The sequence below is a fragment of the Janthinobacterium sp. HH104 genome (genome assembly GCF_001758715.1).
GTDB lineage: Bacteria > Pseudomonadota > Gammaproteobacteria > Burkholderiales > Burkholderiaceae_D > Janthinobacterium > Janthinobacterium aestuarii.
The window spans coordinates 463936-478570 of record NZ_LRIB01000013.1 but is presented as its reverse complement, the minus strand read 5'-3'; the positions used below and the strand labels follow the sequence as shown (position 1 = coordinate 478570).

15 protein-coding genes are annotated in these 14635 nt (G+C 54.0%); 1 reads left to right on the top strand and 14 read right to left on the bottom strand.

Annotated features, from left to right (window positions below):
* Positions 1-37 precede the first annotated feature (37 nt).
* Positions 38-934, top strand: coding sequence for a sulfurtransferase (locus tag JAB6_RS03030; RefSeq protein ID WP_070301315.1), 897 nt, complete (start codon positions 38-40; stop codon positions 932-934).
* 42 nt (positions 935-976) lie between these two features.
* Here JAB6_RS03030 and JAB6_RS03025 read toward each other — a convergent pair whose 3' ends face one another.
* The 14 genes from JAB6_RS03025 to rfbB form a co-directional block, all read right to left on the bottom strand.
* Positions 977-1984 carry a hypothetical protein gene (locus tag JAB6_RS03025; RefSeq protein WP_070301314.1) on the bottom strand — a complete coding sequence of 336 codons (1008 nt, stop codon included), beginning with the start codon at positions 1982-1984 and terminating at the stop codon, positions 977-979.
* A complete protein-coding gene (locus tag JAB6_RS03020) occupies positions 1981-2532 on the bottom strand; it encodes a serine O-acetyltransferase (protein WP_070301313.1) in 552 nt (183 codons plus the stop codon). The genes JAB6_RS03025 and JAB6_RS03020 overlap by 4 nt, the downstream gene beginning before the upstream one ends.
* The gene (locus JAB6_RS03015) at positions 2529-3677 is read right to left on the bottom strand and encodes an NAD(P)-dependent oxidoreductase (protein WP_070301312.1); all 1149 of its coding nucleotides are present in this window, start codon (positions 3675-3677) and stop codon (positions 2529-2531) included. Before JAB6_RS03015 ends, JAB6_RS03020 begins: the two co-directional genes overlap by 4 nt.
* A gap of 40 nt (positions 3678-3717) precedes the next feature.
* Positions 3718-4425: a glycosyltransferase family 2 protein gene (locus JAB6_RS03010; RefSeq protein WP_070301311.1), complete on the bottom strand. Its 708-nt coding sequence runs from the start codon at positions 4423-4425 to the stop codon at positions 3718-3720.
* 17 nt (positions 4426-4442) lie between these two features.
* Positions 4443-5351, bottom strand: coding sequence for a glycosyltransferase family 2 protein (locus JAB6_RS03005; protein WP_070301310.1), 909 nt, complete (start codon positions 5349-5351; stop codon positions 4443-4445).
* A gap of 8 nt (positions 5352-5359) precedes the next feature.
* Positions 5360-6439, bottom strand: coding sequence for an EpsG family protein (locus JAB6_RS03000; RefSeq protein ID WP_139143260.1), 1080 nt, complete (start codon positions 6437-6439; stop codon positions 5360-5362).
* Positions 6367-7467: a glycosyltransferase family 4 protein gene (locus JAB6_RS02995; protein WP_083292493.1), complete on the bottom strand. Its 1101-nt coding sequence runs from the start codon at positions 7465-7467 to the stop codon at positions 6367-6369. Before JAB6_RS02995 ends, JAB6_RS03000 begins: the two co-directional genes overlap by 73 nt.
* Positions 7468-7581: 114 nt before the next feature.
* The gene (locus tag JAB6_RS02990; RefSeq protein ID WP_070301307.1) at positions 7582-8832 is read right to left on the bottom strand and encodes an O-antigen translocase; all 1251 of its coding nucleotides are present in this window, start codon (positions 8830-8832) and stop codon (positions 7582-7584) included.
* A 7-nt stretch (positions 8833-8839) separates the two neighbouring features.
* Positions 8840-9943 (bottom strand): DegT/DnrJ/EryC1/StrS aminotransferase family protein, encoded by a 1104-nt coding sequence (locus tag JAB6_RS02985; RefSeq protein WP_070301306.1) that lies wholly within the window; start codon positions 9941-9943, stop codon positions 8840-8842.
* 2 nt (positions 9944-9945) lie between these two features.
* Positions 9946-10944, bottom strand: coding sequence for a WxcM-like domain-containing protein (locus JAB6_RS02980; RefSeq protein ID WP_070301305.1), 999 nt, complete (start codon positions 10942-10944; stop codon positions 9946-9948).
* Between the two features lie 93 nt (positions 10945-11037).
* Positions 11038-11907 carry a dTDP-4-dehydrorhamnose reductase gene (gene rfbD / locus JAB6_RS02975; protein WP_070301304.1) on the bottom strand — a complete coding sequence of 290 codons (870 nt, stop codon included), beginning with the start codon at positions 11905-11907 and terminating at the stop codon, positions 11038-11040.
* Positions 11904-12455 (bottom strand): dTDP-4-dehydrorhamnose 3,5-epimerase, encoded by a 552-nt coding sequence (gene rfbC / locus JAB6_RS02970; protein WP_070301303.1) that lies wholly within the window; start codon positions 12453-12455, stop codon positions 11904-11906. The genes rfbD and rfbC overlap by 4 nt, the downstream gene beginning before the upstream one ends.
* A 2-nt stretch (positions 12456-12457) precedes the next feature.
* Complete coding sequence (gene rfbA, locus JAB6_RS02965) at positions 12458-13354, bottom strand: glucose-1-phosphate thymidylyltransferase RfbA (RefSeq protein WP_070301302.1); 897 nt, start codon at positions 13352-13354, stop codon at positions 12458-12460.
* A complete protein-coding gene (gene rfbB / locus JAB6_RS02960) occupies positions 13351-14424 on the bottom strand; it encodes a dTDP-glucose 4,6-dehydratase (RefSeq protein WP_070301482.1) in 1074 nt (357 codons plus the stop codon). Before rfbB ends, rfbA begins: the two co-directional genes overlap by 4 nt.
* Positions 14425-14635 lie beyond the last annotated feature (211 nt).

Below are 14635 nucleotides of genomic sequence, written 5' to 3'. Positions count from 1 at the left end.
TATAATATCGGCTGTTCAGTCTAAGCCGATCGCCATCATGCAAGCCATCACCCCAGCAACACCCGCTGTTTCCGCCGCCGCCAGCCCGCTGGCCGCCACGTTTGTCAATATCGCCGCGTATAAATTCATCACGCTCGACGATACGGAAGCCATGCGCCCCTTGTATCAGGAGCAATGCCTGGCGCTGGAGCTGAAGGGCACGATCCTGCTGACGCCGGAAGGCATCAATATGTTCCTGTCGGGTACGCGCGAGCATATCGACAGCTTCCTCGCCTGGGTGCGCAGCGATGAGCGTCTGGCCGATCTGGAATGGAAGGAAAGCTTGTCGAACGAGCAATCGCACAAGCGCATGCTAGTCAAGCTGAAAAAAGAAATCATCACCATGCGCATGCCGCTGATCAAGCCGGAACTGGGCCGCGCCCCGTCCGTCGACGCGCACACGCTCAAGCGCTGGTTGGACGCCGGCGTCGACGATACGGGCAAACCCGTGGTCATGATGGAAACGCGCAACGCCTTTGAAGTGGACGTGGGCACGTTCAACAACACGCTCGATTACCGGATCGACAAGTTTACGGAATTCCCGGCCGTGGCCGCCGCCCACAAGGACGAGCTGGAAGGCAAGACCGTCGTCACCTTCTGCACGGGCGGCATCCGCTGCGAAAAGGCCGCCATCCACATGAAGGAAATCGGCTACGACAGCGTGTACCAGCTCGACGGCGGCATCCTCAAGTATTTCGAAGAAGTGGGCGGCGAGCACTACACGGGCGACTGCTTCGTGTTCGACTACCGCACGGCCCTGAACCCGAAACTGGAACCGACGGAAACCGTGCAATGTTTCGTCTGCCGCGCCGTCGTCACCCCGCGCCAGCAACTGGCGCCGGAATATGTGTATGAGGTGTCTTGCCCGCATTGTTACGGGGAAAAGACGAGCTGAGATCGCTACGGCCCCAAGCTGGCCGTAGCAATCTCAGCCTGACTAGGCAAAAATTTCAGCCAACCAACTTCTTAGGCTATAGCGGCGGTACATATCTTCAGGCAAGCGGACGCAGGGTGTGCGCAAGAAATCTACGGGCAAGTCGGTCGCTTGGCGATCCACCACCAAGATATTCTCGGGGCGGTAAAAATCATAACTGACGACATCGGCATTCGTCGTGATCATTTTTTTACCGGCCCCCAGACATTCGATTGTACGCATCGTCAAACCCGTCTGGCCAGGATGATGAATGTCGAGCACGATCTCGCTACGCGAAAACAAGTCGAGAATCTGTTGCTTGTTCAGCGAGTGCCATTGGACATCTTTCCACGGTATGGCGCGAAAATCCCGGTCAAACAATTTTCGGACCGCCATCACCCATTTGCTTTGATAATAAAAATGCGTGTAGACGGGCAGCGTCATGCCCACGCGTTGCGCCGCCGCCACAATGCGCCGGACTACGGCGTAGCGGTCGGAATGCACGGTGCCAAGAAACAGCATGCCAATATCGTTGGTGTTTTTTTCCGCCTGTTTGGCCGCCATCGCTTCATAGACACTGATATAAAACAGGGGCAGGTGCCGCACGTGCCGGATATTGATGGTGTCTAGCCGGTCGAAACTGTATGCCTTGTCAAAGTACGATAGCTTGACTTCGCCATTCTTGAAATTTTTTAAGGAATCCCACGAATAGTAAAGGAACCGTGCTGTTGGTTGGCTTTCGCGCAGCATCCTGAGCCGCTCCGCAGAGATAGCTTCGCCCTTGATGACAAACACGACATCATAGACAATGCCACGTGCGTCATGAATGATACGGTCGAAATAACGGTCGCACATGGTGGCCACCAACTCTGGCCGAAAACGTATCAATGCCTTTACCAGCGGCGTCGATGCTGGACGGTCATCATGCCAGTCGACTTGACAGCCCGCCAGTTCCAATTCAGCCTTGATTTCTTTCTCGTAATCGAACGTCCGCGGAGAAATAAATAAAACGCGCGCTCCCTGTTGAATCATGTGACTTCGCCTTGCCTGAGAATTTTTGCTGGAATACCGCCGACGGTGGCGCCTGCTGGTACATCGGCAAGCACCACGGCATTGGCGCCCACGCGGGCACCATTACCGATCATGACGCCGCCAAGAATCTTGGCGCCGGAACCGACGATCACGTTATCGCCCACCGTGGGACGCGACTGCTCGGAGAAATTCACATCGATTTCTCGCGCGCCAAAGGTGACATTATGATAAATCGTGGCATTTTCTCCAATACTGTTCACACCGATCACCGTGCCTTGGGTATGCGGAAGATACAAGCCTTTGCCAATATCGCAGCGAATGGCGATTTCAAGACCGAACACGACAAAATTCAGCAACGAGAACAGCTTGGCCAGCGGTGACAGCTTATGCTGATAAAACCAGTGGGACAGCCGAAAAATCACCACCGGCGCGAAGCGGGGCGACAGGGCCCCCAGCATCACGCCCATGATGCCCGGCACGCGGCCAGGCTGGCCATTGGCCGCATATTGCCGTGCCAGATCGGCCAGCAAGGTTTTTTTTAACGTCATGGTTGACGGCTGGAGCCCATCAGCCCCTTGTCGGCAAGTTCACTGACCGAACGCGCATAGGCGGCCTTGTCTTCTGCCGGCTGCTGCGAGGCCCAGGTCAGGAAATGCTTCAGGCCATCCTTGAACTGCACGCCCGGCGTAAAGCCCAGGACATCAGCGGCAACCGAAACATCAGCGATATTATGGCGAATGTCGCCGACGCGGAATGCGCCAGTGACGGTGATCTCGCTATCGCTGTTAAAGAATTGCTTGATCTCTTGCGCGACGGTCATCACGCTGGTGGCTTGTCCGGAACCGACATTGAGCGCGCCGACAAAAGGGCCAGCGTGGTTGACACTACGCACGGTTGCTTCAACAACATCGTCGATATACACAAAGTCGCGCGACTCTTCGCCATCTTCATAGATTTCGATCAGTTGATTCTGCCGCGCCAGATTCGAAAACACCGCCAGGATCCCGGTATACGGGTTCTTCAACGACTGGCCCGGGCCATACACATTCTGATAGCGCAGACCAAAACCGTTGATGCCGCGGGTACGCGCAAATAACAGCACGGCCTGTTCCTGTACCTGTTTGGTCAGGCCATACATCGACATCGGCAGGAACGGTGCCGTCTCCGTCGTCGGCAGCAGCGCCACCGGCTTGACGCAGACAGGGCAGACAGGCTCAAACATCCCAGCCGACAGGTGTTCGCGCGTACGCTGGTGCGGGAACACGGTGCCATGCGATGCGCACTGGTAAGCACCTTCTCCATATACGGCGCGACTCGAGGCGACGACGATGGAGCGCAAATCCTTGGTGCAATCTTCGTTCTGCAATAGATCGAGCATCGTGGCGGTCCCCTGCACGTTAACGCTGAAATAACGGTCGATTTCATACATGGATTGACCGGTGCCTGTTTCCGCAGCCAGGTGCACGATGGCATGGACACCTGTCAGTGCCTGTTTCATCGCATCGCGGTCACGTACGTCGGCCTTGATCAGTTCAACCTTCCCGGCCAGATCGTCAGGCAGGACATCGCTCGCATGAATCTGCGGGCTGAAATTGTCCAGCACGCGCACCTGCATACCCTGGCCAAGGAAGGCGCGGCACAAGCGTTGTCCGATAAAACCCGCGCCGCCCGTAATGAGTACTGTTTGGTTCATGCCATTCTTCTTTCTTACGTAATGAATCTGATGGTTGGAATTATGCCCTGCCGAGCACTTTCAACAGGCAATATGCCCGGAACTGCATTTTGTTAAAGAAACTATTAGTACTGGCACTACCGCCACTCGAGACGTTCGCACCGTGACGGCGATACAGGATCAACGGCTCCTCAATAAGTTCGACCCGATAATAAAGTTCGGCGACAAGGGTCAGCCACAGGTCGTGCGGGCACAGTTTTCGATTGCCGGGAAAGGGCAGCGCCTTGCGCAGAATGCTACGCTTAAAGGCCATGCAAGCGCCCAGATACCGGGATTTAAACAGATTTTTCCAGAACCCCTGGCCGCCGCCACGCAGGGAAAACAAAGTCGTATCCAGTGGTGTCAATACATCGTCCGTAAACTGCGCGTTGCACACCACCATGTCGCAACGTTCCAGAGCGGCCAACATTTTCTGTACCCGGCCGGCAAGCCAGACATCATCCTGGTCGGACAGAAAGATCACCTCGCCTGTCGCGTGCCGAATGGCATGTTCAAAATTGCCGCTATACCCCTTGTCGAGCTCATTGGCAATCATACGAATGCGTGCATCGCCACATGAGCGGATCTTCTCCAGCGTCAAGTCGGTCGACCCGTCATCCGATACAATCAATTCGTCGTCAGCGGACAGTTGTCCGAGTATCGATTCAATTTGCTCCAGAATATATTTTTCGCCGTTATATACGGCCATGCAAACGCTTATTTTCGGCATACGGCTATCATCTTATTCTAATTTTCAAGCGGTCCCAGGCGGCCAATGACACCATGCGCAAAGCCCCGGCAACAATACACAAGATTTTTCAGATGCTGATCACCAAACATACTGAACGCCACCATATAGCGTAACGATTTGAGAAAAATCCCCAGGCGCACACCCGCTCCCAGATATTTCTTGCCCAATGCAATGGCAATACCATTCCTGACAATATAATAATTGCGCTGCGGTGTATGCAGCGAATACGTCTTAGCTCCCACCTTCACGGCGCCGTCACCCAAGGTATGGCGGATGACCACATTGCGGCAGCCGATGATACGATAGCCATGCGCACGCGCGCGCCAGCACCACTCAAAATCGACCCAATCGATAAACAGCTCCTCGTCCATCATGCCCACGTGGGCCAGGGCCGCATTATTGATGATCATCCCCGAGGCAATCACCTGCGCAACCTCGACCAAGGACTGGGTAGACGCCACCTTGACCGAGTTGACTCCCTGAAGCTCGAAAAAACCTTCTCCCTCGCCGCTGGCCTTGTTTTCCTCCTGAAAATCCGGGGCAATCGCCCCCAGGCGGTCAGCGTGGCCAAGACCGCGGTAGTTCTCAAGCATGTTTGCCACATAATCATGCGGATAGATAGTGTCCTGGTCGCTCAGCAAGGACAGCTGCGCGCCCTCCTCCATGGCCTTGGCTATGCCCATGTTCTGGGCCTTGGCAATGCCGGCATTACGCTCCAGCAGCAACAGGCGCACATTCGGCACCCTGGTTTCCAGCGCCCGCAATCTGTTGGCCACGTCAGCACTTGCCGAATTATCGACGATATAAACTGTGCGGACCTGGTTTTTTATACTATCCAATGCCTGTTCAAAGACAGAAAAATCCGGCCTATATGTTACAAAGACAGCATCGATATCATAAACCATCGATTTTCCTAAAAATTGAATAATTCATGCAAGATGACATTATTGAAAAATATGGCAAAAAGCCATGCATAAGTAATCAACAACACCTCATTGCGTCCCTTGATCTTGTGCACCAGCGCCGGGATGACAATGACAATCACCACTCCCAGCATTTCCGAGATACGCACAGCGACTACCGGCAGGAAAGACATCGCATAATAAATCCCCAGTGACCAGCCCAGTATTTTTATGCAAAGCACTTCATATTTCGAACTGAATTTATTTATATTAAAAATGCACAAATAATAAACAAAAAGCACGCTCAGGTAGTACAGGCTGAAAAGGTTAATGGGCGCCTTTTCCTCGCTCTCCAATAATGTCAGATAGATCGAAATCTTGTAACCCAGCACTTCCGGCAGCGCCAGCGCGAGAAAAGCCATTGCCTGCAACAGCAAACCATTCACCAGTGAAAATGCCAGCGTGGCCAGCGGCAGAATCGCATACAGCTTGAAGTCGAGCCTGTTCAAGCGGATCAGGTAAAGGGGAACCAGAATAATCGCCGAATAATGGAACAAGGTTGCCATCCCCACCTTGATGAGAAAATCCTTGAGACGGCGATCCGCAATATCGGGGATCGCCAGCAACAACAGGCCACAAGCGATGCTGGCCCGAATTTGTGTCATGGTATGCAACGGGAAGTACAAAAAGGCAAAGCAAATCAGCGCCATGATGGGATATGGCGAGATTTTCTGGATGGCCTTGACGTTGATCGCCATTCCCAAAACAGCATACGCCAACAGGACCCAGCGGAATCCATCGCCGGGCAACATCTTGGCTATCGCCGTGATCAGCCAGAAGGTTGGCTCCCGGGTCCGCAAGTCAGCGCCCAGCAGTCCTGCAAATTCTTGGTAGCTCTCCAAATATTGCAGGGAATCACGGTCAAATCCCACTTGCCGAAAACCGGCGATGCATACCAGCAAAAATGCAATTCCCAGCAGCAGGCGGATTTGCGATTTGTCCGTCAAACGTATTGGCTTCATTTTTTCGCGTTGTCGCCAAACAGGGTACGCACGAAAATCGCCATCATCTTGGCCGAAACGGCTTTCCACGAAAACGCCTGTGCAGTCAGCAATCCGGCGGCGATCTTCGCCCGGCGCGCGGCGCCATCCCGGACCAATTCCTGTATGCGCTCGACAATGGTTTGCACATCCTTGTTTTTCACAAGCCAGGCAGTATCTTGCGTCGCACCCATATAGCCGGTTGTCACGACGGCCGCGCCCGTTGCCAGTGCCTCCAGCACGGGATAATGCGGCGCGCCATGCTGGACCGTACCAGGAGAAACAAGAATATCGACGCTGCGGTAATAGTCGGCCAGCTCCGCATCGCTTTTTGGCACAACGACTTCACATTTTTCGTGCTGCCATCCTTGTGGCAAATTTCCATACGCTACGCGCAAGCGGAAACGCGGATCGAGTTTCGCCAGTTGCTCAAATGCCCGCAATACGTAAATGGTGCCTTTTTCAGGTTCATGGCGCCCAATACAGCCGATGATGATGGTCTCGGTGCTATCGATATCGCGGGGCGCCGCCAAAGGTTTAAAGACGTCAAGATCCATTCCAGGTGGAACAAAATCGCTGGCCCGCAGATTTTTATAACGAAAATACACCGGCGCATTCACGATTTTCTTGAGTGGCAACTGGTATGACAGGGCGGAAATCGCTGCCAAAACCAGGTCCTTGGCGGTCTTCATGTTGACATAGTATTCCGCCTCATACGCTTGGACGTAGTAGGCCTTCCTGGCGTTGCCGCACGATGCCAGCGCCACGGGCCATGCCGTTAGCGATTGATTAGCCAGAATCAGCTCGTATTCCGCCCCCACGGCCTTCAGTCCCGCATACAGCGCTTGCAAATGATAGCGGCCACTTGGCTTGGCCAGTGGATTGCGCTCGGCCGCAATCTGTCCTTTGTCATTCACCCACAGGATGCGGGCAATGGTGGGAAAGTAGGGGGCGTCGCTACTGTCGGGACACAAGAACGCCACGTCGTTTCCTGATTTGACCCATTCATTCGCCAGCTCGGACAATACCCTGCTACCGCCTGAACGGGCAAAAATCAAAATAGGAATCAGAATCTTCATGTAACTTTCTCAGGGTATATATATACGAACGAATGAAAATGCACTACCTGGTATTACGCTCCAGCGGCGCGGTCTTCGGAACCGTCCGCTTTCAATTGAGCGGCGCAGTGCCTCTCAGCGGGAAAAATTCCGAACGTTTGCCCAGGCAAATATCAGGTAAAAAAAATAGCTGACCGCATAGGCAATGTTTGCGCCATGCGCGCCATATTGGCCAATCAAAAAATAGGACAACACGATAAAAAGCAGGGCAAAAATCACTTCGGCAGCCATGAACCAACGTGTGGCGCCTCTCGATACCATAGGATAGGCATACAGAAAAGACAGTATTTTTAACACGTCGCCGACAAGCTGAATGGCGAAAAGATCACGTGCAGCACGGAATGCTTCGGTAAACAACAAGGAGAGCGCGACATCGCGCAACACATAGACGCTCAGCGCAAGCAGCGCAACGATCGGCATGACGATCTTGGCGGTGCTGCGGATCTCTTTCAAGATGGCATCACTACCGGTGAGTGACACCAGCTTCGGCAAGAAATACGTGCTCAGCGCCATTGTGATCACCCCAAGATACACTTCGGAGATCTTCCACACCGCCTGCCATTGGCCGGCTTGCTCCCATCCCGTTTTGCTGACCAGAATGTTACGTACTACAAGCAAGGCCATCGGCATGGTCAATGCCGTTGTCACCGCCATCACCACATAGGCGCCAATACCACGTAACTCAGCCTTGCTGGCCCGGCCCCACCAGAATCGCAGGCGGCACCATGGCTGCCGTACTACACCGAGCAACATGATAAGGCCGGATATGCCGGAAAATAAAACTGCCGCAATCAGGGCGCCATTCAGGTTCTCGTGTACCACCAGCACAACCATAATCACCGTGGCAATCATCACGGAAACAATGCCCAAGCCCACGTAGCGACGATATTGCTGCTGGCCGTTGAGAATCGACGCGATCAAGGTATTCGCAGCAGAAAATGGCAAAGCCAGGGCCGCCATGATAACCAGCCAGAAATAGCGCGCCTCGCCGAACACCAAGATGGCCAATGGCTGCGCGCACAGGCAAATCACAGGAATCATGACGGCCATCAACAAGCAGATCCAGTTCAGCGCCGCCTTCCACCACGGTGCGCATGCCTGCGGACCAGCTTCATGGTGCTGAGCCGTATAGCGCACGACACCGTTGCCCGCAGGCGCCGCCACCACGCCATTGAGAGCGGCGATGAGGCTTTGAACTTGCCCGAGCATGGCGATGCCGCTCGGTCCTGTGTACACCGCAACAACCTTGGCAATGACAAAACCGCTGGCCATGCGCAGCAACGTCAGCAAGCCACTGAACAAAGTGACCGTCAGTAATTTCTTCACTACTGGATCATTTCAAACTGCTGATCACGGCATCGACGACTTGCTGAACATCCGTTTCCGACATGGTTGGCCCCATGGGCAAGCTGATAATCTGCTGGTGCACCTGTTCCGCGATAGGGAAATCGCCAGTCTTGTAACCCAGCTCGGCATAGGCGGGCTGCAGATGCGGCGGTACCGGGTAATGAATCATGGTGCCGATGGACTCCTCGCCCAATGCCGCTTGCAAGGCGCCGCGTTCTGGCGTGCAAATGACATACAGATGCCAGATGGGGTCGCACCACTCGGGCACATGGGGTAGGACGATGCCGGGAACATCCTTCAATTTGTCATTGTACATGCGGGCAATCTCGCCACGCTTGCTGTTCGACGCATCAAGATCCGGTAATTTGACGCGCAATAGTGCCGCCTGCAACTCATCAAGACGCGAATTGAAGCCCGCCACTTCATTGTGATATTTGATACGCGAGCCGTAGTTCCGATACACGCGCAGATTGTCCGCAAGGACGGCATCATTGGTCGTCACCGCGCCCGCATCGCCCAGCGCGCCGAGATTTTTCCCCGGATAGAAACTGAATGCAGCGGCATCGCCCAGGCTGCCCACACGGCGGCCCTTGTATAACGCGCCATGCGCCTGGGCCGCATCCTCGATCACTTTCAAGTCATGCTTCTGCGCAATGGCATTGATGGCATCCATGTCGGCAGGCTGTCCGTACAGGTGGACGGCAATGATGGCCTTGGTATTCGCGGTAATGGCCGCTTCAATTTTCGCCGGATCGATGTTGTAGGTACGCGCGTCCGGCTCGACTGGCACAGGAACGGCGCCACAATGCGTCGCCGCCAGCCAGGTAGCCACATAGGTATTGCTGGGAACGATCACCTCGTCGCCAGGCCCGATGCCGTATGCCTTGAGGATCAGGAAGATGGCATCAAGGCCATTGGCCACGCCGACCGTGTGGTCCGCTTGGCAATAACGAGCAAACTCCTGCTCGAAAGCCTCGACTTCTTTGCCCAGCACATACCAGCCGGAATGCAGCACACGGTGAAATGCGCTTTCAAGTGCTGCTGCGTGTTCAAGATTAATTGCTTTTAAATCAAGGAAGGGGATAGCCATTATTATTTTTTCTGCTCAATCAGTGAAGATATCGGATCCGCACCGGATAAGGATGCGGTAATGCAAAGGAAATCGCTGTAATCGCGAATATAGTCGTCTGCATCATACACATGGGATGCGAAAACCAGTAACACGGCGTCCGGAGAGTATTTGTATTGCACCCCCCACGTCAGCGGCGGTAAATAAATACCCAGGTTGGGAGCGTCCAGCATGTATTCCTGGCGCACATTGCCATCATCTGCGACGACAGCGCAAGACCCATGAACGCAAATGAGGAATTGATGGCATGCATGGTGTGCGTGTTCGCCGCGCAGCTCCTTGCTGGGAACGTCAAAGACAAGGAAATAGCGTGCAGCATCAAAGGGGATTTCCTTCTGGAATTCACCCACCGACAAGGAGCCGCGAATGTCCTTAATCAAAGGAAACTTGTACAGACGCACACCATTGACGTGAGAAGGCGCTCCGTCCTTGGTAAATTCCGACGCGCCAGCGGTGCCAAGCAACGGCGCTTGCACTGCATTCGGACTAGCGTTTGTATATCCGACCACGCGCGCAGGGTTGCCCACAACGATGGCATGGGGCGGGACGTTCTTGGTCACGACCGCACCGGCACCCACCATCGCATTTTCGGCAATGACGATACCTGGCAGGATGACAGCGCCGGCGCCAATGGAGGCGCCACGGCGAATGCTTGTCCGCGCGACTTCTGCCAGATATTGTTTGCTCCTGGGGAATTTATCATTGGCAAAGGTCGCGTTCGGGCCGATGAAGACATCGTCGCCAATGGTGATCCCATCCCATAATTGCACGCCACATTTGATGGTGACCCGATCCCCTAGCACCACGTCATTTTCAATGAACACATGATCGCAGATATTGCACTCGGCACCAATGCGCGCACCGCCCAATACATGCGCAAACGCCCATACATTGGTCGCGGTGCCAATCGACGCTCCTGGCTCGACAATCGCGTGGGAATGGATATGTTTTTTTTCAGTCATTAAAGGCCTTGCAATCATGGTTGTCAAAAATGCCACTTCGATTCGTATCTACCCAATACGGCCGCCACTCGCACGCGGACGGCCTTGTGGGCATCAATGCATGCACAATCTTAGAGCATCGTCCCATGCTGGCAAATCACAAAATGCCTGTTTCAGGCGCTCGCAAGACAAGACAGAGTACGCTGGGCGAGACGCTGGCAACGGATACGCATCGGTCGTGATTGCCGTGACAATTGGCGACTTGGGCAATGCGGCATTGTTCAGAATTTCCTGTGTAAAACCAGCCCACGTTGTTTGCCCCTGTGCCGTCAGATGATAAACGCCGGAATGCCGCTGCCACCAGGACTGCAGATCGTCACTGGCCTGTGTTTGGGCGAGAATATGCGCTGTCGTATCGGCGATGGAGCGGCACCATGTTGGCGATCCATGCTGGTCGCCAACAATACGCAATTCCTCGCGCTCCTGCGCAAGACGCAGCACGGTCAGCAAAAAATTCTTTCCGCGCATGCCATAGACCCAGCTCGTGCGGAAGGTCAAATGGGGGATGCCAGCGGCCTGGATAGCTTGTTCACCAGCAAGCTTGCTGCGGCCGTACACATTAATCGGGCAAGTCGGGTCATCTTCCACGTACGGGCTGCATTTAGTGCCGTCAAAGACATAATCGGTCGAGTAATGGATCATTGCCGCGCCAAGCTTCCTCGCCTCCTGCGCCATGACGGCCGGAGCTTCCGCATTGATGCGCATGGCCAGTTCAAACTCGGTTTCCGCCTTGTCAACCGCCGTATATGCGGCAGGATTGACGATCAACCCAGGCTTTACCGTGCGAATGACATCGCGGATCTGGTCGAGATTCGACAAATCAAGTTTGCCGCGTCCCAGGGCTACGATCTCGCCAAGCCCCTGCAAGCTGCGCTCAAGCTCATAGCCCAACTGGCCCGTATTTCCCGTAAGCAAAATCTTCACTCAAATACCTCGGCATCAACCAACAACTTGCCAAGTTGATCCTTGGCGGACAAGAGAGGAACTTCTCCCTCATGGAGTGGCCATACGATGTTCAGTGCAGGATCATTCCATAAAATACAGCGCTCGAATTCAGGCGCCCAGTAATCCGTCGTCTTGTAGAGAAATTCCGCGCTTTCGCTGGTCACCATGAAGCCATGTGCAAAGCCAGCCGGTATCCATAACTGCCGCTTGTTCTCCGCAGACAAGACTACGCCAACAGATTGACTGAAAGTGGGCGAGTTCTTGCGCAGGTCGACTGCAACATCGTAGACGCTGCCCGCAGTCACGCGAACTAGTTTGCCTTGTGGCTGGCGGATTTGGTAATGCAAACCGCGCAGTACGTTTTTTGCGGACTTGGAATGATTGTCTTGCACGAAATGGGGCGCAATTCCCGTCAGTTTTTCAAACTGGGCGGCATTGTAGCTCTCGAAGAAGAATCCCCGGTCGTCGCCAAACACCTTGGGTTCAATAATCAGTACATCGGGTATTGCAGTCGTATGGATTTGCATAATCAGAAGATCTTTTCATTTAATAAACGCAAGAGATACTGCCCGTATGCATTTTTCTTGAGGGGCTGGGCAAGCTGAAGCAATTGCTCCGCATCGATATACCCCTTGCGATACGCGATTTCTTCAGGACAAGCCACTTTCAAACCCTGGCGATTTTCGATGGTGGCGATGAATTGGCCCGCTTCCAGCAGGGATTCATGTGTACCGGTATCCAGCCAGGCCATGCCACGTCCCATGCGTTCGACATTGAGCTGGGCGCGTTCCAGATAGACCCGATTGACATCGGTAATTTCCAATTCACCCCGCTCCGACGGCCTGATCTCAGCGGCGATATCACAAATCTGCTTGTCATAAAAATATAAGCCGGTTACCGCATAGGAAGACTTCGGCGCCGTTGGCTTTTCCACAATGCTGATTGCCCGGCGCTGCGCATCAAATTCCACCACGCCGTAGCGCTCCGGATCGTGCACATGGTAGGCAAACACCGTGGCGCCTTCATGACGGTTGCTCGCTGCACACAGCTGCGCCTCAAAATCATGACCATAATAAATATTATCGCCCAATATGAGTGCCGACGGCGCATCGCCGATGAAGTCGCGGCCAATGATGAATGCCTGCGCCAGGCCATCAGGCGTAGGCTGCACCGCATAGCTCAAGCTGATGCCCCACTGGCTGCCATCTCCCAGCAGCTCTTGAAAGCGCGGCGTATCCTGCGGCGTTGAAATGATCAATATTTCTTTAATGCCCGCCAACATCAAGGTGGTCAGCGGATAATAAATCATCGGCTTGTCATAAACAGGCAGTAACTGCTTGGACACGGCCATCGTCACGGGATACAAGCGGGTGCCGGAACCGCCTGCAAGGATAATGCCCTTGCGCGCCAACGCTGGCGCGCTCATGGCGCCTCCTTGCGCGCCGCATAATTCTTTTCCATCCAGTTCAGATAAGCACCCGATTGCACATCGGCCACCCATTCCTGATTAGCCAGATACCACTGCACCGTTTTTTTGATGCCGCTCTCAAACGTTTCCGCCGGCCGCCAACCTAATTCCCGCTCGATTTTACGAGCATCAATGGCATAGCGGCGATCATGGCCGGGACGATCCGCCACATACGTGATTTGCTCCCGGTACGATCCGCCAGCCGCCTTCGGCGACAGCTCATCGAGCATGTCGCATAGAGTATGTACGACATCCATATTGGCTTTCTCGTTCCATCCGCCAATATTATAAGTCTCCCCCAAACGCCCGTCCTCGAGTACGCGGCGAATGGCGGCACAATGATCACTGACATACAACCAGTCGCGAATCTGCTGTCCATCACCATAAATCGGCAGGGGTTTGCCTGCCCGCGCATTTGCAATGATCAAGGGAACCAACTTCTCGGGGAAGTGATACGGTCCATAGTTATTCGAACAATTTGTAGTCAGCGTCGGCAAGCCATACGTATGATGATAGGCGCGAACGAGGTGATCCGACGCGGCCTTGGAGGCTGAATAAGGACTATTGGGCGCATACGGGGTCGTCTCGCTGAAGGGCGCATCATCTGGTCCCAGCGTACCGTAGACCTCATCGGTTGAGACGTGCAGAAAGCGGAAAGTGGCACGCTCCTCGTCAGGCAGGCCAGACCAATAGGTGCGTGCGGCTTCGAGCAAGCTGAATGTGCCGTTAATATTTGTATTGATAAACTCACCAGGGCCGAGAATGGACCGATCCACATGGCTTTCTGCAGCGAAATGAACAATGGCGCGCGGCATGTTGTTAAAAAACAACGCCTCGAGCTGAGCGCGATCGCAAATATCGGCTTGCACAAACACGTGCCGGGCATCATCGCTCAGTGCATTTAGATTATTCAAATTTCCTGCATAAGTTAGCTTATCCAGATTAAGAATCGGCTCGTCGCTGAAGGCAAGCCAGTCATTTACGAAATTTGATCCTATAAAGCCAGCACCGCCGGTCACTACAATCATCTCTATACCCCATACGTCAGAAAAATACAACAATTTTAATACATGGAAGTGTCTTTTCAAGCAAAATACTGCGATCTCATGACACCTACTGGAATTACGCCGCCCCCGGACGACTGCAATATTTCCACGGCTTCATCAGGCCCTCTAGGGCCGACCCCACATTTTACGCAGCCACATGGAGTTGCGGCAAATACTTGCGCAGACATGGCCA